Genomic DNA, 22,193 nt, shown 5'->3' with positions numbered 1-22,193 from the left:
CGGCGGGCCGCCCCCGGCTCCTCGATCCGTGCCGCGTCCGCCGCGGGTGTCAGAGCTTCAGCTCCCACTGCGAGGCGTCGTAGTCGAAGCCCGGGGAGACCTCGACCGTCAGGTTCTTCGCGTCGGCGGGGGCGTCGAAGGCGAACGTGACCGTGGCCTTCTTGCCGGGCAGGATCGTGCCCTCGAAGCCGGTGCCCGCCTTGTCGTCGAAGATCTCCTCGGCGGTCACACCGTCCTGGCCGGCGCGGGCGGCGGCGGTGACGAGGCTCGTGTCGAACTTCTCCTTGCCGGCGTTCTCGATGGTGATCGTGACCTGGTAGGCCTTGTTGCCCTTGGTGTGGCCGATCGCGAACTCGCCCGGCGTGTACGGCTTGGGCGCGGAGACGGTGACCTGAACGTCGTCGTCGTAGATCGAGGTCTCGTCCGCGGCGAGGGACTTGCCCTCGGCCGGCGCTTCACCCTCCGCCGCACCGTCGGTGCCCCCGGCGGAGGTGTCCTTGGGCGCGGTGTTCTCGACGGCCTTGTTGATCTCGTCGACCGCGTCGTCCACCGCCATCACCGTGACGATTCCGATGATCACGCTGACGACGATCCCGATCAGGCCCAGCACGGTGCCGGCGAGGGCCACGCCCTTGTTCGTGGCCTCGCCGCGCTTGGCGCGGCCCCGGCCGACGATGCCGAGGATCAGCGCGATCAGGCAGAGGATGGTGCCGATCCAGAACAGGAACGGGATGACCGCGAAGACGAGGCCGATGATTCCGAGCACCAGGGCGGCCGTACCGAGGCCGTTGCGCGCCGGGCCGGGCGCTGCGAACTGGCCGGGCTGCGGCTGGGTGTACTGCGACATGGGTCCCCCCCATTGTTTGTGGCGGGCCCGATCTTCCGTGGCCCGTTCTGCATGGGTCAATAAGAGCAGAGCCTGTGAACCGAGTCAACAAGGAAGTCGTTCGTTCTTCAATCTCACGGTGTGAAGCGCCCTGTGGCCGTGAACCCGAGTACAGTGCCGGTCACAGCAAGCCGAACTGTGACGGGGGAGACAGCCGGGTGCCGGACAACGCAGCAGAGGTGACCGCAGCAGACGGGGCGGCGGCAGAGGCGACGGCGGCCGCGGTGACGCCCGCAGAGGTGACGGCCGCAGAGGTGACGGCGGCCGAGATCGCCAGGCTCGCCGGCGTCGGTCGTGCCGCCGTGAGCAACTGGCGCCGCCGGCACGCCGATTTCCCCAAGCCCGTCGGAGGGACGGAGACCAGCCCCTCCTTCGCCCTCGCCGACGTCGAACGCTGGCTGCGTGACCAGGGGAAACTGGCCGAGGTGCCGCTCCGCGAACGGGTCTGGCAGCAGCTGTCCGCCCACCCGGCCGGAGCCGTCACCGCGCTGGTCCACGCCGGCTGCGCACTCCTCCTCGTCCATCACCGGCCGTCCGGCTGGCCCGCCCTCGCGGCCGTCTCCGACGCCCGCCTGGCGGCGGTGCTGCCCGGCGCGCTGGAGGAGGTGCTGACCTTCCGCTTCGGCGCCCCGCGGGCCGTACGGACACCGCTACCCGACGAGCTCACGCCGTCCGTGCCGCTGCTGCGCGGCGCCGCCGCGCTCGCCGCCGAGACCGGTGCCCGTCAGGCCTTCGAGTTCCTGCTCGGGCGGCATCTCGACGCCAACCCCCGCCAGTACACGCTCACGCCGGCCGAACCGGCCGCGCTGATGGCCGCGTTGGTCGGGCCCGGGGGAACCGTCCTCGACCCCGCCTCCGGCACCGGCACCCTGCTGCGCGCCGTCGACCGCCCCGGCGCGCTCCACGCCCAGGAGACCGACCCGGACCTGGCCGCGCTCACCGCCCTGCGTCTCGCGCTGCACACGGACGCCGACGTGCGGGCAGCGGCGGGCGACGCGCTGCGCGCGGACGCGTTCCCGGAGCTCGCCGCGGACGCCGTCCTGTGCCATCCGCCCTTCAACGAGCGCAACTGGGGCCACGACGAACTGGCCTACGACCCGCGCTGGGAGTACGGTCTGCCCGCCCGCACGGAGTCCGAGCTGGCCTGGGTGCAGCACGCGCTCGCCCGGCTGCGCCCCGGCGGCACCGCCGTACTGCTGATGCCCCCGGCCGCCGCCTCCCGCCGGTCCGGGCGCCGTGTCCGCGCCGGACTGCTGCGCCGCGGCGCGCTGCGGGCCGTCGTCGCCCTCCCGGCCGGGGCCGCGCCCCCCTACGGCATCCCGCTCCACCTGTGGGTGCTGCGCAGGCCCGGCCCCGCCGAACGCCCGTCCCCGGAGCTGCTTCTGGTCGACACCGCCACGGCGGAACCTGCCGCGGCGGGCCGCGACCGGCTCGACTGGCAGGCCATCCGCGCCGCGGTGCTCGATGCCTGGCAGCCGTTCGAGCGGCAGGGAACCGTGCCGGAGACCCCAGGCGTGAGCCGGTGCGTCCCGGTCATCGAACTGCTCGACGACGACGTGGACCTGGCCCCGGCCCGCCATCTGCCGCCCCCGGCCGCCGGTGGCGGAGCCGCCGGACTGGACGCCGTTCGCGAACGCCTGACACAGACGCTGCGCCGCACCGGTGAGCTCACGCCCCCGCCGTCCCCGGCGGCGTCGCCGGCGGCCGCGCCCGTCCACAGGCCGGCCACCACCGTGGGCGAACTGGCGCGGGCCGGCGCACTCGTCATGCACGCCGGAGGCACCGGCGGCGGCGCCCCGGGGGAGGACGTGCCCGTCCTCACCGAGCAGGACGTCCTGTCGGGCAAGGCCCCCACGGGCACGCTTCCCGACGCACCGGACGAGGAGCCGGTGCGCCTCGAGGCGGGCGACGTCGTCGTTCCCGTGCTCGGCGCCGGCACGTTCGTCCGCGTTGTCGACGAGGCCACCGCGGGCGCGGCCCTCGGCCGTAACCTCCAGCTCCTGCGCCCCGACCCGGACACGCTCGACCCCTGGTTCCTCGCGGGCTTCCTGCGCGGCAGCGCCAACCAGCGCCAGGCGAGCAGCTACGCCTCCACCGCGACCCGCCTCGATGTCCGCCGCCTCCAACTTCCTCGCCTGCCGCTCGCGGAGCAGCGGCGCTACGGGGAGCGGTTCCGCACCCTCGCCGAGTTCGAGGAGGCGCTCCGCCTCGCGGGCCGCCTCGGCGAGCGGCTCGTCCAGGGCATGTACGACGGGTTGACGGACGGCAGCCTCCGGCCGGAGTGACGAAGAGGACGGCCGTTCCGTACAACCCGTAACCCCTTGTCGGTGTCGGTGTATACGCTCGGTCCCCTACGCCTCGTCCCCAGGCATCAGGAGCACAAGAATGCACGGCCACGGCTATGCGCCGCCGCAGCCCACGCGCCCACCGACAGCGGTGCTCGTGGTCCTGCGCATCGTCTTCGTCGCGCTCGCGCTGCTGAGCGTCGGGTTCCTCGCCTGGGCGGCGATGCTCCGGCTCGCCGTGGTGCGCCGGCGCCGCTCGGACTGGGTGCTCTTCTGGCTGTCGCTGGCCGTCACCGTCACGGTCTTCGTGGTCATCGGGGAGTTCAGCACCACGGGCACCGCGCCCGTCGCCGAGGAGGACCCGACGGCGCTCGACTTCGTCTGCGTGGGTGCGCTGTTCGGGCTCGCCATCGGGGTGCCGACGCACTATCTGGTCGCCGAGATCCGGCACTACCAGGAGCCGCGCCCCGGCTGGTCGCCCGCCGTCGCCGGCTCCCCCTACGGCCCGCCGGTCGCGGGTGCGCGTCCGGGGCCCTACGGGGCGCAGCCGCCGGCCCCGGCGTACGGATACCCGCCCGCGACGGGCACGCCGGCCGCCCCGGCCCCGGCGTACGGCTATCCGCCCGCGCAGGCGGCCCCTGCCGCACCTGTGCCGCCGCCGGCGGCCCCGTCCACGCCCCCTCCGGTGTTCCCGCCCGCGGCCCCGTCCGTCGCCGCCGGACGGCCGGCGGCCCCCGCGAGCGGAGGTTCGGCCACGCCCCGCATCGACCAGGTCCGCGCCGAGCTCGACGAGCTGAGCGACCTGCTCCGCAAGGAAGAAGGCAAGTGAACGGACGGGTCGTCGGTGGCCGTTACGAACTGTCCGCGCTCGTCGGCCAGGGCGGCATGGGCCAGGTGTGGACGGCCTACGACGGGCGTCTCGACCGCCGCGTCGCCGTCAAACTGCTGCGCCCCGACCACATGGCCGCGGCGACCGCCGCCGACGAGATGCGCCGGCGTTTCGTGCGCGAGTGCCGGGTGACGGCCCAGGTGTGCCACCCCGGTCTGGTCACCGTGCACGACGCCGGCAGCGACGGGGACGACCTGTACCTCGTGATGCAGTACGTCGAGGGCGCCGACCTGGCCGACCACCTGGCGGAGCACGACCCGTACCCGTGGGAGTGGGCGGTCAGCGTCGCCGCGCAGCTGTGCGCGGTGCTCGGCGCGGTGCACGCCGTGCCGATCGTCCACCGCGACCTCAAGCCCCGCAATGTGATGGTGAAGCCCGACGGCACGCTCACCGTCCTCGACCTCGGCGTGGCCTCCGTCATCGACACGGACACCACCCGGCTCACCCACACCGGCTCGCCCATCGGCAGCCCCGCCTACATGGCCCCCGAGCAGGCGATGGGCGGCGCCGTCGGCCCGTACACGGACCTGTACGCGCTGGGCGTCCTGCTGCACGAACTCCTCAGCGGGAACGTCCCCTTCGCCGGCTCCACGGCCCTCGGCGTGCTGCACCGGCACCTCCACGAGCCGCCGCTGCCGGTCCGGCAGCTGCGCCCGGAGGTCCCCGAGCCGCTGGAGGCCCTCGTCCTGCGCCTTCTCGCCAAGGACCCGCAGCACCGACCTTCCGGGGCGCAGGAGGTGTACGAGGCGCTGGTACCGCTGCTGCCGCAGCGCGGCGAGCCCCGTGGACCGCTCGACCCGACGCGCCCGTTCCTGCGCCCGCACGCCCCCTGGCCTGACCGCGCGGGTGTCGCGCCGGCCCCCGCCGCGCCGCCGGTGGCGCCCGCGCCGAAGGCCGATGTCGCGGGCGCCGTCGACGAGGTCAAGCGTCTCCTCGGCGAGGGCGGCATCACCCAGGCCGTCGACATCCTCGGCGGCATCCTCCCGGCCGCGGCGGCCGAGCACGGCGAGCACTCACCCGTCGTCCGCATCCTGCGCAAGCAGTACGCGGCGACCCTGATGGACGACGGCCAGTACCGCCGGGCCCTGCCCGAGCTGCGCCGCCTCGCCGACGACAGGACGGCGGAGGCCGGCCCGTCGGACACCCAGACGCTGCAGTACCGCTACGACGCGGCCCACTGCCTGGAGCAGCTCGGCGAGGCGGCAGCCGCGGTGGCCGAGTACCGCGCGGTCCTGCCGTACTACGAGAGCTCCGAGCCGGACCGCGCGCTCCAGGTGCGCCACCGCATCGGCCATCTGCTGCTCGCGGTGGGCGACCACACGGCGGCGCAGCAGCAGTTCCGGTCGCTGCTGTACGACGCGGAGCGCGCGTACGGCCCCTACCATCCCCTCCCGGCGGAGGTGCGGCGGGCGCTGGAGCGCCAGCAGCAGTTCCGCATGGGCTGACGGGCGGTGCAGGACAGGGTCCTTGATGCCGACGCCCGGCTCAGTCCGCCCGCAGGAACGCCGAGGTGGACACCCTCCCCAGCATCCGCAGCCGGGACGTGCCGCCGGCCAGGTGCTTGTCCAGTGCCTCCTGGACACCAGGCCAGGCCTTGTCGCCGTAGTCGTCGAGGACCACGATCCCGCCCGGCGCGATGATCTTCTCGACCCATTCGAGGTCGGCCGCGACACCCTCCATGGAGTGGTCGCCGTCCACGACGATCACCCCGTACTCCCGGTCGGAGACGGCCTCACGGACCTCCGGATCGGACGAGAAGCCCTGCTGGATACGGGCCTCGAGGGCCGAACGGCTGCCGCCCAGCGCCAGGTTGGCACGTACGACGTCCTCGCGCACCGGGGTGCCGGTCGGGTCGGCGGGCTGCGAGGTCCCCGGCTGGAGCTGTGAGCCGGCCAGCGGGTCGACGATCGTCAGGTCCGGCTCGATGCCCGCCCGGTGCACCATGCGCACCAGGGCGGAGGCGAAGAGCCCGTACAGGGTGCCGATCTCGAGGATGCGGCCGTTCGGCGGCGAGAGCAGCGGAACGGTCGCGAGCTTGCCGCAGATGTTGGACGTGGAGCCCGCCAGCCGCCCCACCCCGAGTGCCTCCAGAGCGACCACCGTGCGGAAGGCGACGACGACACTGCGGCGGGCGTGCTCCCCGCGGTCGCTGACGTCCCCCACCTCGCGCACCAGCCGGTCGATCTCCGCGGCGGGCGGGATGCGGTGCGCGCCTCTGCCCGTGCCGTCGAGGAGCAGTCCGACCGCGTACTGCTGCCGCCGCATCTCGGCCACCTCCCGCCGCAAGGTGTCGAGGTCGGGCTGCACGCCACGTCTCACGCGCTGGTCGAGCAGGGTGAGGGCGGGACGCAGGGCGCGCTTCGTCAGACGGTTGCGGAGAATGGGCATGCCCGGGAACGTACGCGTGAACAACCCCCGGGCCCACCAAGCTCCAGTGCTAGGCAGATGAAGTCTTGGTGTCCCCCCGGCGACGCGCGCGGGAAAGCATCGGGCGGCCGGGGCCGACGACGATCAGCCCGATCAGACCGGCCACCGCCGCGAACGCGCCCGCGCGCAGCCCCGGTGGCCGGAACGCGCACTCGACGGACGTCTGTCCGGCGGCCACGGGTGTCGCCACCAGGCCCAGGTAAGAGTCCGCCGGCCGGCCACCGCAGCTCCAGCCCGCGATCCGGGGCGCCGCGAGCACGGCCGTTCCGCCCGGACCGGCGGGCAGTTCGGCGCGGACACCGCTGCCGCCGACGTCGACGGACACCGCGCCGGTGCTCCGCAGCCGCTCCACCGCGGCCGCCAGCCGTTGCCGGTCGAGACAGCCGAGCGCCTCGTGGGGCAGGGTCCCGGCCCGCGCGGCGCGCAGCGACACGGTCACCTGCCCGTCGCCGCTCCGTCCGAGACCCGCCATCGCGGCGCGCCGGCCCGGGAGTTCGCCGCGGAAGTCGACCAGGTCTCCTTCGCCGGCACGGGCCGTGCCGAACAGGTCCGGCGCCCAGAGGAAGACCTCGCTGCCGGCGGGGCAGCGGGCCGTCAGGGTGTAACGGCCGGGTGCCAGCCGGTGGTCGAAGCGGTCCTGGTCGGGGACGGCCGCCCCGGCCTCGGTGCGCAGCAGGGTGGCGGGGACCGTGTAGACGGCCGAGCCGAGCAGCTTCTCCTGGTTGCGGTACGGGGAGCGGCCGAGGCGCAGGCCGTCCGGAAGGACCGGCCGCACGGTCACCAGCGGCGGGACCTCCTGCCGGGTCACCGTCGTGGGCCTGTCGTCGGGCCTGGTCCAGCCCTGGTGCGGGTCGCGTGGCACATGCACGCGGGCGCCGACGGAAAAGACCGCGTCGGTGACGGGGTTGTCGAGGCTGTGCATCGCCCGGCCGTTGGACGTCCAGCCGCTCCCGAGAGCGAGGAACGTGCGCGTCAGCACGGCGGGGGTATGGCTGCTGTAGTAGGCGGCGCCCTGGCCGCCGACGGTCATCGGGTCGTTGGCGGTGGTCTGCTCGCGGCCGGGGTCCGTGCGGTAGCGGGGCCATCCGTCGGCGGCTTCGACGGCGTCCGCCTGCACCTGCTGGCGCGTTCCCCAGGGCGCGTAGTCGTCGAGGCGGTTCAGGCGCTGCCGGTCCGCGTAGGCGGTGGTCGCCGCGGCCTGCCCCGCCAGGGCGCCGATCAGAAGGAAGGCGGCGAGCGGGGCCGTCCGCCCGCCGCGGCGGGCGAGCAGCAGCCCGCCCACGACGGCGAGCAGCCCGGCGGCGAACAGCGGGTACGTCCACCGGGTGATCAGGGGGCTGAAGGACGCGACGGCGGTGATCGCGAGGAGCACGGCGCCGCCGCCGAGCAGGGCCCGGCGGCCGGGCCAGGCGCGGGCGACGGTGGTCCACGCCGCGATGACGATCACACCCGCGAGAACGAAGGTCTGCCGGTACGGGCTGCCGTTGGGCGTCGCGAAGGCGTGCCACAGCAGATGTGTGGGGCCCCACTGCAGCGACAGCGCCACCGCCGCCACCAGGCCGGCCCAGGCCAGCCGCTCGCGACCCGGCACCGCGCGGTGGAAGGCCAGCGCGCAGGTCAGCAGCAGCGCTCCCGTGCCGAGGAAGAGCGCCGGGGTGAAGAAGCTGTAGGTGGCCGGCAGCAGGCGTGCCGACACGTCCGGCCAGGTGGCCGCCGCGAACTCACGCTTCCATCCGGGATAGGCGTGCCGGGTGCCGAGGAAGACGGGGACGAGCACGGGCGCCGCGAGCGCCGTGCCGAGCAGCACGGTCCGCACCGCGCGGAGCAGGGCCCGTATCCGCTCCCGGCGCTCCGGCTCCTCGAGGAGCAGCCGCAGGAGGAGGACCAGTGCGGCGCCCAGGGTGGCCATGTAGGCGGTGTAGAAGTTCGCGGTCCACGCCAGCGCGACGATCACGGGACCCAGCACGGGCCGCCTGCCCTTGCGGGCCCATTCGCCGACGAGACACAGCAGCGGGAAGGCGATCAGTCCGTCCAGCCACATCGGGTTGTACGAGGCCTCGACGACCGACCACCCGCACAGGGCGTACGAGGCGCCGAGGACCGCGGCCGCCCATCTTCGGTCCGTCCCCCGGTGGAGCGCGGTGAGCAGCCAGGTCATGGCGGCCGCGGCCGCCGCCATCTTGACGAGGGTGACCACGTAGACGGCGAGGTCGATCTCGTCACGGGGGAAGAGCCCGACGAGCACCGAGAACGGGCTCGCGAGGTAGGTGCCGAGGTCGGGCAGGAAGCTGGTGCCGTACCCGGACTGCCAGTTGAGCAGCACTCCGCCGTCGGCCCGCCCGTGCAGCAGGTCCCACAGCCGGGTGTGGAACGGGACGAACTGGTTGCCGAGGTCGTTCACGCTGCGGGTGTGCGGCCCGAAGGGGAAGCTGCGGGCGACGGCGTCGCCGGCGCACACGGTGCCGGCGGTGATGAGCGCGGCGAGACCGGCGGCACGGCCGCGCGCGGGGGGCAGAGTCCACATGATGTGTCGAATATGCCAGTAGTGATCGTGAAATCACCCTGGGGGACGACCAGTTCACCGAAAGGTCGCCTGTACGCCATGTCGTGACCCCGTCTGCGACATTCTGGGCGGATGTTGTTCTCTGGTGCTGATCTCGATAGTTGTCCCGTGCTTCAACGAAGAGGAGATCATCGGCCGCTTCCACGACCATGTGACCGCCGAACTGGACCTGCTCGGGCAGGAATTCGAGCTGGTCTATGTGGACGACGGAAGCCAGGACCGGACGCTCGATCTCCTCCAGGAGATCGCCGAGGCCGACTCCCGTACCCGTTACGTCTCCTTCAGCCGCAACTTCGGCAAGGAGGCGGCGATGCTCGCCGGCCTCCGGCACGCGGAGGGGGACGCGGTCGTCATCATGGACGCCGACCTCCAGCATCCGCCGGAGCTCGTGCGCCGCATGCTCCAGCTGTACGAGGAGGGCTTCGACCAGGTCATCGCCAAGCGCACCCGTAAGGGCGACCGGGTCTCCCGCACGGTCACGGCGCGCGCCTACTACTGGCTGATCAACCGGCTGGTCGACGTGCAACTCGTGGACGGCGTCGGCGATTTCCGGCTGCTTTCACGGCGCACCGTCGACGCGGTGCTCGAGCTGACCGAGTACAACCGTTTCTCCAAGGGTATTTTCGCCTGGGTCGGATTCCGCACGACGACATTCGAGTACGAGAACGCGGTGCGCGAGCAGGGCCGGTCCAAATGGAGCTTCGGAAAGCTCCTCAACTACGGTCTCGACGGGCTGTTGTCCTTCAACAACAAACCGCTGCGGGCCGCGATCTATCTGGGAATGCTGCTGCTGGCGGTCGCGATGGTGTACGCCGCCTGGATCGTCGGTGTCGCCCTGGCGAACGGCGTGGACACCCCGGGATATGTCACCCTGCTCGTGGCGGTCATCGCGCTCGCCGGCGTACAGATGCTGATGCTGGGTGTGGTCGGCGAGTACGTCGGCCGCATCTACTACGAGGTGAAGCGGCGGCCGCACTTCCTGGTGAAGGCGACCAACGCCGGCCTTCCGCGACAGGAGGACGGCCGACGGGACAGTGACGGGAACAGGCGCGCGGGGGAACTGGTAGGGAAATGACGGTACGGGGCCAGATCGTCAGGTTCGGCCTGGTGGGGCTGGTGAACACCGGGACGTACTACGGCCTGTACCTGGCCCTGCTCACGGTCCTGCCGTACGTGGCGGCCCACGTCGTCGCCTTCCTGCTGTCCATGGTCGGGTCGTTCTTCCTGACCTCGTACTTCACGTACCGCACCCGGCCGACGTGGCGGAAGTTCCTGCTGTTCCCGCTCACCAACGCGGCGAACTTCGTGGTGACGACCAGCGGGGTGTACCTGCTCGTCGACGTGCTGCACTTCGGCAGCACCTATGCGCCGCTGCTCGCGGCGGCCGCGGCCATCCCGCTGACGTTCGTCCTGTCGCGGTTCATCATGCTCGGCCCGGACCGCTCCCCGGTCCGGCCGGACACGGAACCGGAGCAGGCCGCCGTCCGCTGACGAGCGCCGTACAGGTCCGTGCCCCCGCCGATCCACGATCGGCGGGGGCACGGACCTGTACGGTTCGGGCGGCTCAGCGCATCCGGCGCGCCACCTTGCGCAGCACCGGATTCCGGCGCAGCGCCTCGCCCCGGACGGGCGGCGTGGCCCCCGGCAGGCCCAGGCTGGTCAGCCTGCGCCGCTTGAAGTAGCGGGTCAGCCTCTCCTCGGGGAGCGCGGAGAGGAAGGCCACCGCCTCCTCCCGCAGGCCCGGGTGGGACGCGGACTGCATGCAGTACCCGACCGCGCGCACCAGGCCGCCGACATCGGTGGTGAGGTCCACCGGCCCGCCCGCCCGTGCGATGTCGGTCAGGTCGGGGACGAGGGCGTCGACGATGGTCAGCGGGACGCGGTTGCTGTTCTGGTAGGGGGCGATGCGCTCCAGCAGCAGTTCGGTGCCCACCCGGGCGGCGGGGATGCCGTAGAAGGCCGCAGCCGTGATCATCGCGGTCGAGAAGCACCCCACGACCAGTTCCGGGCGGGCCCGTTCGTAGAGCGTCTCCGCCAGCACGGGCGTCCGCAGGATGTGCAGCTCGATGCCGAGGTCGGACCCGAGCTCCTCCAGGGCGCGCGTGGAGTCCGCGGGGGCGCTGGGATGCGGTTTGAACGTGATGACGCGGTGTCCGAGGGCCGCCGCCCCGCGGATCATGCCGAGGTGCAGCTCCTCCTCCTCGTCCCGGCTGATCAGCTCCAGCGCGGAGAGGTACTGGCCGAGCAGCAGCGCCGTGGGGCGCTCCGGACCGGTCTCCGCGGCCGATCCGATCCCGGCGAGCACGGCGCGGAACTCCGCGTCGGGCACGGCGACCGGCTCGACGCCGTACTCGGACAGCAGCATCGGCCGCAGGCCCGGCACCAGGTCGAGATGGATCAGCCGGCCGATGCGGCTGCTCATCGGCAGCGGGATCTGGTTGCGGGTGGGCCCGTAACTCATCAGCCCGTCCGCGTACACATGGAGCGGACTGTCCGCGAAGATCGCCGCGATGGCCCGGGAGGGGTTGGCCTGGATGGACTCGCAGGCGATCTCGACCTTGTCGTCGCCCAGTCCCCAGGCGAGCCGCAGGCTCTTCTCCCACAGCACGACGTCCTGGGACCGGGGGGACCAGCCGGCCGGGTGGTGCGGGCTGATCGTCGCGTTCCAGGAGCGGACCTCGTCGAACTCGGGGCGCAGCGCCTCGAAACCGGACATCCGGTCCAGCGGTGTGCCCAGCTCGGGGACGGCCGAGGTGTCACTGACCACCAGGATCCGGCGGTGCTCGGACCGCGGACCGAACAGGCCGGAACGAATCGCTGCCGTGACGGTGGCCGCCGCGTACTGGGTGGCGGCGCAGAAGATCTGGACGGTCATGCGGCGGCCTTTCTGATGATGGTGCGCCGTTCGTCGTCGAGCCCGGCGAGTGCCCGCTCCAGCTCGGCACCCGGAATGCGCCGCAGGGCCCCGCTGGTGAGGGCCTTGAGCTCGCGGGCGACGGAACGGCTGAAGCGCTGCCGGTCGCGGAGCTGATGGGCGATGACCACGCAGTAGCCGCGGATCGCCTTCGGCATCAGGAGGTCCGCCTGCGGGTCGTCGGCGAGCTCGGCCAGTACCTGGTCGAACGCCTTCACGAAGTCCAGCTGCCGCACGTCGCCGATCTGGGTGAGCGAGCCGGCGACGCCCCGCCGGTAGAAGATCTGGTGCAGCGAGGTCACGGCGTAGGACTCGGCGCTCCGGTGCAGTTGCCAGATCCAGGGCCGGTCCTCCGCGGTGCGCAGTCCGTCCGTGAACCGCAGCATGCCCCGGTCGAGGAGGGAGGCGTCGTAGACGCCGGCCCAGGCGTACGGGTAGTCGACCATGCTCGAGTCGCCGACCGGCAGGATCGACGAGCGCGGGTCCAGCGGCGTGTCCCGCCGTCCCTCCGGAGCTCGCTGGAGGGTCCGCTGAGAGCCGGTCACCTGCACATGGTCGGTGCGTACGAAGTCCACGCCGAGCCGGTCGATCGCGTCGACGAGAGCCGCCAGATGACCCCGCCCGAGCCAGTCGTCGCCGTCGAGGAAGGTGATCAGGCGGCCCTCGGCCCGGTCGATGCCGGTGTTGCGCGCCGACGCGAGTCCCCGGTTCTCCTCGTGGCGGACGACGGCGCTGTTCGGCAGGCGCCGGGTGAGCGCGGTGAGGGCCTCGAAGGTGTCGTCCGTCGAGCGGTCCTCGACGAAGACGAACTCGAAGTCGTCCCGGGCGTTGTTCACCAGGCCGGCCACCGTATCGGCTATGTACGCGGAGACGTTGTAGCAGGGGACGATGACAGAGAGCGTGGTCACCGGGCGAGGGTACGCGCGGCCGATGGAGCGGCCTCTGACGCCGGCGTGAGCGGAAGGTGAACGCCGGGTGAGCGTCGGGGGAGGCGGACGGGTGGCACCGGGCGCGGTTACCGGACCGTCGCCGGCGTCCCTGTTCCGGTCCGTCAGGGAAGGCGTTCCGCCGGGCCGGTCCCCCCGCGGGAGGAGGCGGAGTCCGCCCCGCATCCCGGGCTCCCGCCGAATCGTTTGGCGAATCAGTGGCCCACGCCACTCCCAGTGCCTAACATCGATCACCGCAAGGCCTTGTGCACCGAAGCACAATCATGCCGGGAGGCCCCTTTGCACCGCCGTCGTCGCACCGCGCTCACCGTCTCCGCCGCGCTCATCGCCGCCGCGCCGCTCCTCGCCGCCTGCGGCAACGACGCGCACCCCGGGACCGCCGCCGTCGTCGGCGGGCAGCGGATCGAGGTGTCCACCGTCCAGGCCAAGGTCCAGGACGTACGCGACGCGCAGCGGACCTCGCCGCAGTCCGCGCAGCTGATCAAGGACAGCGGGCAGCTCGGCCGGGCCAAGCTGTACGACCTGATCGTCGACCGGGTGGTCGCGAAGGCCGCGGAGGACGCCGGGGTGAGCGTCAGCCGCAAGGAGATCCAGGACGGGCGGGACGAGCTCGCGGAGCAGTCCGGCGGTGAGGAGCAGCTCGCCGCCATGTACCTCCAGCAGCGCGGCGTCGCCCCCGACCAGGTCGAGAACGCGGTGCGCCGCGACATCCTGGTCGGCAAGATCGCCACCGCGCTCGGCGCGGCGAACAGCCCCGAGGGCCAGCAGAAGCTGAACGAGGCCTTCACCGCCGCCGCGAAGGACCTCGACATCGACGTGAACCCCCGCTACGGCGCCTGGGACGACACGAAGCTGGAGCTCGGGACCTACAAGGCGCCCTGGATCACGCAGGTCTCGCGGGAGGCACAGCCCGTCGAGGCGGGTGCGTAGCGGCGGGAGGTAGGTTCGGGGTGTGACCACCGAAGCACCCGCCGTCGGCCGTATCGTCCTGCTCACCGCCAGCCACCGCGTCGCACCCGGACTGCTGTCCTGGCCCGCGTGGCGGACGCTGCACACCGCGGACCGGGTGCTGTGCGCGGATCCGCACCACCGGCAGCTGTCGTACCTGCGTGACGCCGGTGTGACCGTCGAGCACGCCGCGCCGAGCGCGCAGGAGCTCGTGGACGCCTGCGCGGGAGGCCGCACGATCGTCGTCCTGGCCTCCGGCGAGGGCGAGCCGGCCCTCACCGACGGTCTGGCCCGTCTCGGCGGGTCCGGCCGGGTGGCCATGCCGGACCTGGAACTGCTGCCCGGTGCGTACGACCTGCCCGGCGCTCGGCTCCTCGACCTCGTCGAGGTCATGGACCGCATCCGCCGCGAGTGCCCCTGGTCCTCGCAGCAGACCCACAAGGGCCTGGCCAAGTACGGCATCGAGGAGGCGTACGAGCTCGTCGAGGCCATCGAGGACGGTGACCGGGACGAGCTGCGCGAGGAACTCGGTGACGTACTCCTCCAGGTCGTCTTCCACGCGCGTATCGCAGAGGAAGGCGGCCCCGGGGAAGAGGACGAGCCGTTCTCGATCGACGACGTCGCGGGCACGATCGTCGAGAAACTGATCCACCGCCATCCCCATGTCTTCGGTGAGGAGACCGCCTCGACACCCGAGGAGGTCAAGGCGCACTGGCTGCGTACCAAGGCGATCGAGAAGCGGCGCGAGTCGGTGACCGACGGGGTCCCGCTCGGCCAGCCGGGTCTCGCGCTGGCCGCGAAGCTCGCGTCCCGGGTCCGTACGGCCGGCCTCGACGTCCCGCTCCCCGCCGGACAGGGCGTCGGCTACGAGCTGCTCGCCCTCGCCGCACGCGCGGAGGCGGCGGGCGTCGACCCCGAGGCCGCGCTGCGTGCCGCGGCCCGCGCGTACCGGGACGCGATCCGCGCGGCGGAGGGCCACCCCGGTAACGTCGAGGGGTGAACGACCCGACCGACCGGAACGCCGCTCCCGAACTCTTCACCTGGGAGTTCGCGACCGACCCCTACCCCGCCTACGCCTGGCTGCGCGAGCACTCGCCGGTGCACCGGACCCGGCTGCCCAGCGGCGTGGAGGCATGGCTGGTCACCCGGTACGCCGACGCCCGACAGGCCCTCGCCGACCAGCGGCTCTCCAAGAACCCCGCGCATCACGACGAACCGGCGCACGCCAAGGGGAAGACGGGCATCCCGGGCGAGCGCAAGGCAGAGCTGATGACGCATCTGCTGAACATCGACCCGCCGGACCACACCCGGCTGCGCCGGCTGGTCTCCAAGGCGTTCACCCCGCGCCGTGTGGCCGAGTTCGCGCCGCGGGTGCAGGAGCTGACGGACCGGCTCATCGACTCCTTCGCGGAGAAGGGGGAGGCGGACCTGATCCACGAGTTCGCGTTCCCGCTGCCCATCTACGCCATCTGCGACATGCTCGGCGTCCCGCGCGAGGACCAGGACGACTTCCGTGACTGGGCGGGGATGATGATCCGCCACGGGGGCGGCCCCCGCGGCGGCGTCGCCCGCTCTGTGAAGAAGATGCGCGGATACCTCGCGGAGTTGATCCACCGTAAGCGCGAGGAGCCGGGGGACGACCTCATCTCGGGACTCATCAAGGCGTCCGACCACGGCGAGCACCTCACCGAGAACGAGGCCGCGGCGATGGCCTTCATCCTTCTCTTCGCCGGTTTCGAGACCACCGTGAACCTCATCGGCAACGGGGTGTACGCGCTGCTGCGCAACCCCGGCCAGCGCGAGCGCCTCCAGGCCTCGCTCGCCACGGGCGAGAGCGAACTGCTCGCCACCGGTGTCGAGGAACTGCTGCGCTACGACGGGCCGGTGGAGCTCGCGACATGGCGGTTCGCCACCGAACCGCTCACCGTCGGCGGGCAGCGGATCGCGGCCGGCGACCCCGTACTCGTCGTGCTCGCGGCCGCCGACCGCGACCCCGAACGCTTCGATGCGCCGGACACGCTCGACCTGTCCCGGCGTGACAACCAGCATCTGGGGTACGGGCACGGCATCCACTACTGCCTCGGCGCGCCGCTCGCCCGCCTCGAGGGGCAGACCGCGCTCGGCACGCTGCTCCGCAGAATGCCTGACTTGCGGCTTGCGGGAGATCCGGCCGATTTGCGGTGGCGTGGGGGACTCATCATGCGTGGATTGCGCACTCTGCCCGTTGAGTTCACACCGCAAACAAACTGACGCTGCGTCAATTCTGTGACTTTCACGTGATCTCCGCTGCATCGACTTGTGACTCGCGTTCGAATACGGCTACGTTCACCGTCGACTCGGCATGCAACAGCAGGCCGCAGGTTTCCCAGCTGTCACGCGAAAGGCAACCGCATGCTCTCCGGGAACGGACGACACCGCCGACCCCGCCAGGCTCCGGCCCTCATCGTCGCGGCAGGGGTGACCGGTTCGGCCATCGCCATTCCGCTGCTCGGCGCGGGCTCCGCCTCCGCCGCGGACGCGAGCACGTGGGACCGTGTCGCGGAGTGCGAGAGCGGCGGCGCCTGGAGCGCCGACTTCGGCAACGGCTTCTACGGCGGCCTCCAGTTCTCCGAGGAGACCTGGGCCACGTACGGCGGCACCGCGTACGCGCCGAGCGCCGACCTCGCCAGCCGTTCGCAGCAGATAGCGGTCGCCGAGAAGGTGCTCGCCGCCGAGGGCCCGCAGGCGTGGCCCGCCTGTGGTCCGCTCGCGGGGCTCGTCGACGACGGCACGGACACCGGTGTCGACCCCGGCATCCTGCCGCTGCCGCAGCAGAGCGAAGCGCCGGCCGCCGAGCCGTCCGAGGACGCCTCCGGCGAGGACGCGCCGACCGGCGCCACGGACAGCGGGACCCGCGAGGGCTCTTCTGACGGTTCCGGCAGGACCGGTGGAGCGCCGGAGGGCACGGACACCTCCGAGCCGTCCGGTGACGCCGGTGGCGCGCCGGACTCCGCGGACGAGGCCACCACCGCTCCGGACGCTTCCGGCCCGGCCGAAGGGGCCGCGGGTTCGGCTCCCTCCGACGACGCGACGAGCGGCGGCGGCAAGCACCGCGGCGCCCCCGCCGACAACGAGGCGGAAACGGGCAATACGGAAGAGGGTCGCGAAAGTGGCCGTCATGCCTCACGCGGTGACAGTTCCGGCCGTAACGGCGTCGATGAGGCAACGGGCCCCGACGCCTACACCGTTCAGCCCGGCGACAACCTGTGTGACATCGCCGCCGAGAAGGACGTGCCCGGCGGATGGCCGGCGCTCTACGAGGCGAACGAGGAGACCGTCGGGGCCGACCCGGACCTCATCCTGCCCGGCCAGAGCCTCGATCTGGGCCTGAACCGAGGCTAGTTCGTTTGGGGTTTCGCGGGCTTATGTCCGTTGTGTGCGAGTGAGACAAGCATCTCTTTGCTGCAACTGGAGCAAATCCTCCCGCGAATTCGCCCACTCCGCCCCTCACCTGCGAAAACGGACATGTGTACGTGGCCGGTTCGGGCGATTTCTCCCCGATGTTCGACTTTGAACATCGGGGAGTCGTGTGTCTACCGTCTGAACCGTTCGCCATCGCGGGCACCGTCGACCGATACGCCGAATCCTGCCGTCGGTCGGGGGGAACAGTCGTCGCTCAGAGCGCCGAAGGCAGGAGCGGGGGACCCAAGGTAAGTGCCGGGCCCGTGGGCCGAGATCGCGAGAGGCCGACCGTACGTCGAGGTCGGCCGGACCGTGGAGACCGGCGGAACGGAACCGGCTGGGGGTGAAGACCGCGCGTCAGTGACGTGCGGCCGGGCAACTCACAGGCCCGAACCCGACAGCTCACCTCGCAGGCGTCGGTGAGGAGATAGCTCCATGCTGCGTTCTTCCGGCAACGCCAAGCACCGCCGCGCTTCCAGGGCGACCCGTATCGCCGCCTTCGTCGGCATCACCGGTGCGGCCGTCGCCGCCCCGCTGCTCGGCGCGGGCACCGCCTCCGCCGCCACCGCTTCCGAGTGGGACGCCGTCGCCCAGTGCGAGTCCGGCGGCAACTGGTCCATCAACACCGGCAACGGCTACTACGGCGGCCTGCAGTTCTCCGCCTCGACCTGGGCCGCGTACGGCGGCACCGCGTACGCCGCGACCGCCGACCAGGCGTCCAAGTCCCAGCAGATCGAGATAGCCGAGAAGGTCCTGGCCGGCCAGGGCAAGGGTGCCTGGCCGAGCTGCGGCGTCGGCCTGTCCAGCGCGTCCTACGACGGCGGCTCCGCCGAGGCCGAGCCCACGCAGCCGGCCCAGGAGCGCGCCGAGGTCCCCACCACGCGCTCCGAGCGCGCCGAGGCCCCGGCCAAGAAGGCCGAGAAGCCCGCAGCCGCTCCCGAGGCCAAGGCCTTCAAGAAGGGCGACGGCGAGTACAAGGTCAAGGCCGGTGACACCCTGAGCAAGATCGCCGAGGCCGAGAAGGTCAAGGGCGGCTGGGAGAAGCTCTTCGAGCTGAACAAGGACATCGTCGAGGACGCCGACGTGATCCACCCGGGTCAGCAGCTCCACCTGAGCTGACCTTCCTCCTCCCACGGTCCGGCGGTCGTGGGAGGCCACCCGTTCCTGGACGGGACCCGAGCACCCCGGTCCGGCGCGCCTTCCCCCGTACGCGCCGGGCCGGGGTCCGGTCCGTTCAGGGGCCGGGGCCCGAATGCCGGTTACCCGCAGGTAGATACCGCCCTGTTTGTCCGGCCTCAAGGGTCTTGATGCCCTTTTTCGTCCCAGGGGGCGGGCATCGGCCGGCCTTTGCCCCCGAGGCGGTTAGGCTCTTGCCGCAAGGCCAAGCAGACCTCTGCACTTTTTCTCGCGTCACATCCCAGAAGGAGATGCTCGTGCCGTCCATCGACGTCGTCGTAGCCCGGGAAATCCTGGACTCCCGAGGTAACCCCACGGTCGAGGTCGAGGTTGGCCTCGACGACGGCAGCACGGGTCGTGCTGCAGTTCCGTCCGGCGCCTCCACCGGTGCGTTCGAGGCTCTCGAGCTTCGCGACGGTGACCAGAACCGCTACCAGGGCAAGGGTGTCGAGAAGGCCGTCCTCGCCGTCATCGAGCAGATCGGCCCGGAGCTCGTCGGCTACGACGCCACCGAGCAGCGGCTGATCGACCAGGCGATGTTCGACCTGGACGCCACCCCGGACAAGTCCTCCCTCGGCGCCAACGCCATCCTCGGCGTCTCCCTCGCCGTGGCCCACGCCGCCTCCGAGGCCTCGGACCTGCCGCTCTTCCGCTACCTGGGCGGTCCGAACGCGCACCTGCTGCCCGTTCCGATGATGAACATCCTGAACGGCGGCTCGCACGCCGACTCCAACGTGGACATCCAGGAGTTCATGATCGCGCCGATCGGCGCCGAGTCCTTCTCCGAGGCTCTCCGCTGGGGCACCGAGGTCTACCACACCCTCAAGAAGGTCCTGAAGCAGAAGGGCCTGTCCACCGGTCTCGGCGACGAGGGCGGGTTCGCGCCGAACCTCGACTCCAACCGCGCCGCCCTCGACCTCATCCTCGAGGCCATCAAGGAGGCCGGTTACGCCCCGGGCAAGGACATCGCGCTCGCGCTCGACGTCGCCGCGTCCGAGTTCTACAAGGACGGCTCGTACGAGTTCGAGGGCAAGTCCCGCTCGGCCGCCGAGATGACCGAGTACTACGCGGAGCTCGTCGACTCCTACCCGCTGGTCTCCATCGAGGACCCGCTGTTCGAGGACGACTGGGCCGGCTGGCAGACCATCACCGAGAAGCTCGGCGCCAAGGTGCAGCTCGTCGGCGACGACCTGTTCGTCACCAACCCCGAGCGCCTGGCCCGCGGCATCGAGGAGAACGCCGCGAACGCCCTGCTCGTGAAGGTCAACCAGATCGGTTCGCTGACCGAGACCCTCGACGCCGTCGAGCTCGCCCAGCGCAACGGCTTCAAGTGCATGATGTCCCACCGCTCCGGCGAGACCGAGGACGTCACCATCGCCGACCTGGCCGTCGCCACCAACTGCGGTCAGATCAAGACCGGTGCCCCGGCCCGCTCCGAGCGCGTCGCCAAGTACAACCAGCTGCTGCGCATCGAGGAGATCCTCGACGACGCCGCGGTGTACGCGGGCCGCAGCGCGTTCCCGCGGTTCCGCCTCGCGGACCAGTAGGCGCGGCAGCTACGAAGGCTGATCGTCCCGACGATCAGCGGCTGACGCCCTGTCGTACGTACGTCCCCGGCCGCGGTCCCGTACCGTGTCCGGGGACGTACGTGTGTGAAGGGGAGGCGAGAGGCATGGCACGCACGCCGGAGGCGGACCGGTTCTCCACCGCGACCAGGCTGCGGCTGCTCGGCGAGCAGACCGCCGCCCGTGTCTACCGGTCCCAGAACCGCCGCCAGGCCCGCCGCTCCCGCCTCACCGGACGCGCGGCCTTCCTCGCCCTCGTCGTCTGCTCGCTCGTCGTCGCACTCGCCTACCCGATGCGCCAGTACGTCTCGCAGCGGGCCGAGATCGCCGAGCAGGAACGGCTGATGGACGAGGCCCGTACGAGCGTCGAGCAGCTCAAGGACGAGAAGGCGCGTCTGAAGGACGACATGTACATCCGGCGCCTGGCCCGCGAGCATCTGCACTACGTCCTGCCGGGGGAGACCGGATACACCATGATCGACCCGGAGGCCGCCGAGAAGCAGCACGAAGAGGGCGGTGCGGCCGACCGGCCCTGGTACTCGAACGTATGGAACGGCGTGGACAGCGCCGACGGCACGCAGCACAGGTAAGCCCCCGCCGCACAGGTAGACCCAGGCAGCACAGGTAAGTCAGCGAACAAGGCAGGCATGGAAACCCCTCCTCCCACCACCGAACCCACCGAGCCCACCGACGCGGACATCGCCGCGTTCAAGGACCAGCTCGGCCGGCCCCCGCGCGGTCTGCGCGCGATCGCGCACCGCTGCCCCTGCGGGCAGCCCGATGTCGTCGAGACCGCCCCGCGGCTCCCCGACGGCACCCCGTTCCCGACGCTGTACTACCTGACGTGCCCGCGGGCGGCCTCCGCGATCGGCACGCTCGAGGCGAACGGCGTCATGAAGGAGATGACCGAGCGCCTGGCGGCCGATCCCGAACTCGCCGCCGCCTACCGGGCGGCCCACGAGGACTACATCCGGCGCCGTGACGCCATCGAGGTGCTCGAGGGCTTCCCCAGCGCCGGCGGTATGCCGGACCGGGTGAAGTGCCTGCACGTGCTGGTCGGCCACTCGCTGGCGGCCGGCCCCGGCGTGAACCCGCTGGGCGACGAGGCGATCGCGATGCTGCCGGAGTGGTGGGCCAAGGGGCCGTGCGTGTCGCCCTGTGTGACGCCCGAAGCCTGATCACAGAGGAGACCGCCGACATGACCCGCGTCGCCGCGATCGACTGCGGCACCAACTCCATCCGGCTCCTGGTCGCGGACGTCGACCCGGCCACCGGGAAGCTCGTCGACCTCGACCGCCGGATGACCATCGTCCGGCTGGGCCAGGACGTCGACCGCACGGGCAGGCTCGCCCCGGAAGCGCTGAAGCGGACGTTCGACGCCTGCCGTGAGTACGCCGCCGTCATCGAGGAACTCGGCGCCCGCCGCGTCCGCTTCGTCGCCACGTCCGCGTCGCGCGACGCGGAGAACCGCGACGAGTTCGTCGCCGGCGTGCTCGACATCCTCGGCGTGGAGCCGGAGGTGATCACCGGTGACGAGGAGGCCGAGTTCTCCTTCACCGGCGCCACCAACTCGCTCCACGGCCGCTCCGACGTCGAGCGCCCCTATCTGGTCGTCGACATCGGCGGCGGCTCCACCGAGTTCGTGGTGGGCGAGGAGCACGCCCGCGCCGCCCGGTCCGTCGACATCGGCTGCGTACGGATGACCGAGCGGCACGCGCCGAGCAGTCCGGCGACGCCGGAGCAGATCGCCGCGATCACCGCGGACATCGAGGCGGCGCTCGACGACGTCGAGAAGACCGTGCCCATCCGGCAGACGCACACCCTGGTCGGACTCGCCGGCTCCGTGACCACGGTCGCGGGCATCGCGCTCGGCCTCCAGGAGTACGACTCCGAGGCCATCCACCACTCGCGGATCTCCTACGAGCAGGTCGAGGAGGTCACCACCATGCTGCTGAACTCGACGCACGACGAGCGCGCGGCGATCGGCGTGATGCACCCCGGCCGCGTCGACGTGATCGCGGCCGGGGCGCTCGTCCTGCTCACGGTCATGCGGCGGACCGGGGCCCGCGAGGTGGTCGTCAGCGAGCACGACATCCTCGACGGCATCGCGTACAGCGTCGCGGCCGGGACGAGGGACTGAGTCAGGGTCAGG

General features: G+C 71.9%; 19 protein-coding genes and 1 riboswitch. Of the genes, 14 read left to right on the top strand and 5 right to left on the bottom strand.

The window, feature by feature from the left end; translation table 11 throughout:
* Positions 1-49 precede the first annotated feature (49 nt).
* Positions 50-847 (bottom strand): DUF4190 domain-containing protein, encoded by a 798-nt coding sequence (locus AB0K36_RS12035; protein ID WP_364591904.1) that lies wholly within the window; start codon positions 845-847, stop codon positions 50-52.
* Positions 848-1,140: 293 nt separating this feature from the next.
* Here AB0K36_RS12035 and AB0K36_RS12030 point away from each other — a divergent pair, with 293 nt between their 5' ends.
* The 3 genes from AB0K36_RS12030 (at position 1,141) to AB0K36_RS12020 (ending at position 5,505) form a co-directional block, all read left to right on the top strand.
* Positions 1,141-3,171, top strand: a complete 2,031-nt coding sequence (locus tag AB0K36_RS12030) for an N-6 DNA methylase (RefSeq protein WP_364592062.1) — start codon at positions 1,141-1,143, stop codon at positions 3,169-3,171.
* A gap of 100 nt (positions 3,172-3,271) precedes the next feature.
* Positions 3,272-4,000, top strand: a complete 729-nt coding sequence (locus tag AB0K36_RS12025; RefSeq protein WP_364591901.1) for a hypothetical protein — start codon at positions 3,272-3,274, stop codon at positions 3,998-4,000.
* Positions 3,997-5,505, top strand: a complete 1,509-nt coding sequence (locus tag AB0K36_RS12020; protein WP_364591898.1) for a serine/threonine-protein kinase — start codon at positions 3,997-3,999, stop codon at positions 5,503-5,505. Before AB0K36_RS12025 ends, AB0K36_RS12020 begins: the two co-directional genes overlap by 4 nt.
* Positions 5,506-5,545: 40 nt before the next feature.
* Here the strand turns inward: AB0K36_RS12020 and AB0K36_RS12015 are convergent, their stop codons facing one another.
* Both AB0K36_RS12015 and AB0K36_RS12010 read right to left on the bottom strand, forming a co-directional pair.
* Positions 5,546-6,448, bottom strand: a complete 903-nt coding sequence (locus AB0K36_RS12015; protein ID WP_364591895.1) for a class I SAM-dependent methyltransferase — start codon at positions 6,446-6,448, stop codon at positions 5,546-5,548.
* Between the two features lie 49 nt (positions 6,449-6,497).
* Positions 6,498-9,011: a YfhO family protein gene (locus tag AB0K36_RS12010; RefSeq protein WP_364591892.1), complete on the bottom strand. Its 2,514-nt coding sequence runs from the start codon at positions 9,009-9,011 to the stop codon at positions 6,498-6,500.
* 124 nt (positions 9,012-9,135) lie between these two features.
* On the opposite strand from AB0K36_RS12010, the gene AB0K36_RS12005 reads away from it, so the two are divergent.
* Positions 9,136-10,125, top strand: a complete 990-nt coding sequence (locus AB0K36_RS12005; RefSeq protein WP_364591889.1) for a glycosyltransferase family 2 protein — start codon at positions 9,136-9,138, stop codon at positions 10,123-10,125.
* Complete coding sequence (locus tag AB0K36_RS12000) at positions 10,122-10,541, top strand: GtrA family protein (protein WP_364591886.1); 420 nt, start codon at positions 10,122-10,124, stop codon at positions 10,539-10,541. Before AB0K36_RS12005 ends, AB0K36_RS12000 begins: the two co-directional genes overlap by 4 nt.
* Before the next feature lie 73 nt (positions 10,542-10,614).
* On the opposite strand, the gene AB0K36_RS11995 is transcribed toward AB0K36_RS12000, so the two are convergent.
* Both AB0K36_RS11995 and AB0K36_RS11990 read right to left on the bottom strand, forming a co-directional pair.
* The gene (locus tag AB0K36_RS11995) at positions 10,615-11,925 is read right to left on the bottom strand and encodes a polysialyltransferase family glycosyltransferase (RefSeq protein ID WP_364591883.1); all 1,311 of its coding nucleotides are present in this window, start codon (positions 11,923-11,925) and stop codon (positions 10,615-10,617) included.
* Positions 11,922-12,872 carry a glycosyltransferase family 2 protein gene (locus AB0K36_RS11990; protein WP_364591880.1) on the bottom strand — a complete coding sequence of 317 codons (951 nt, stop codon included), beginning with the start codon at positions 12,870-12,872 and terminating at the stop codon, positions 11,922-11,924. Before AB0K36_RS11990 ends, AB0K36_RS11995 begins: the two co-directional genes overlap by 4 nt.
* Positions 12,873-13,190: 318 nt before the next feature.
* On the opposite strand from AB0K36_RS11990, the gene AB0K36_RS11985 reads away from it, so the two are divergent.
* From AB0K36_RS11985 to AB0K36_RS11945, 9 genes are all read left to right on the top strand, one after another.
* Positions 13,191-13,841 carry a SurA N-terminal domain-containing protein gene (locus tag AB0K36_RS11985; protein ID WP_364591877.1) on the top strand — a complete coding sequence of 217 codons (651 nt, stop codon included), beginning with the start codon at positions 13,191-13,193 and terminating at the stop codon, positions 13,839-13,841.
* A gap of 22 nt (positions 13,842-13,863) precedes the next feature.
* Complete coding sequence (locus tag AB0K36_RS11980) at positions 13,864-14,859, top strand: nucleoside triphosphate pyrophosphohydrolase (RefSeq protein ID WP_364591874.1); 996 nt, start codon at positions 13,864-13,866, stop codon at positions 14,857-14,859.
* Positions 14,856-16,109 carry a cytochrome P450 family protein gene (locus AB0K36_RS11975; RefSeq protein WP_364591871.1) on the top strand — a complete coding sequence of 418 codons (1,254 nt, stop codon included), beginning with the start codon at positions 14,856-14,858 and terminating at the stop codon, positions 16,107-16,109. Before AB0K36_RS11980 ends, AB0K36_RS11975 begins: the two co-directional genes overlap by 4 nt.
* A 141-nt stretch (positions 16,110-16,250) precedes the next feature.
* Entirely contained in the window at positions 16,251-17,240 is a 990-nt protein-coding gene (locus tag AB0K36_RS11970) for a transglycosylase family protein (protein ID WP_364591868.1), read from the top strand.
* Between the two features lie 353 nt (positions 17,241-17,593).
* Positions 17,594-17,731, top strand: a riboswitch (cyclic di-AMP (ydaO/yuaA leader).
* Positions 17,732-17,735: 4 nt separating this feature from the next.
* Positions 17,736-18,419, top strand: a complete 684-nt coding sequence (locus AB0K36_RS11965) for a transglycosylase family protein (RefSeq protein WP_364591865.1) — start codon at positions 17,736-17,738, stop codon at positions 18,417-18,419.
* Between the two features lie 308 nt (positions 18,420-18,727).
* Positions 18,728-20,023, top strand: coding sequence for a phosphopyruvate hydratase (gene eno / locus AB0K36_RS11960; protein ID WP_189469277.1), 1,296 nt, complete (start codon positions 18,728-18,730; stop codon positions 20,021-20,023).
* Positions 20,024-20,148: 125 nt separating this feature from the next.
* Positions 20,149-20,631 carry an FtsB family cell division protein gene (locus tag AB0K36_RS11955; protein ID WP_364591862.1) on the top strand — a complete coding sequence of 161 codons (483 nt, stop codon included), beginning with the start codon at positions 20,149-20,151 and terminating at the stop codon, positions 20,629-20,631.
* A gap of 57 nt (positions 20,632-20,688) precedes the next feature.
* Entirely contained in the window at positions 20,689-21,219 is a 531-nt protein-coding gene (locus AB0K36_RS11950; RefSeq protein ID WP_364591859.1) for a DUF501 domain-containing protein, read from the top strand.
* A 20-nt stretch (positions 21,220-21,239) separates the two neighbouring features.
* Positions 21,240-22,181 carry a Ppx/GppA phosphatase family protein gene (locus AB0K36_RS11945; RefSeq protein ID WP_364591856.1) on the top strand — a complete coding sequence of 314 codons (942 nt, stop codon included), beginning with the start codon at positions 21,240-21,242 and terminating at the stop codon, positions 22,179-22,181.
* Positions 22,182-22,193 lie beyond the last annotated feature (12 nt).

It is taken from the genome of Streptomyces kurssanovii (genome assembly GCF_040677245.1).
In the GTDB taxonomy this organism is placed as follows: Bacteria; Actinomycetota; Actinomycetes; order Streptomycetales; family Streptomycetaceae; genus Streptomyces; species Streptomyces kurssanovii.
This window is presented reverse-complemented; position numbering and strand designations above follow the sequence as displayed.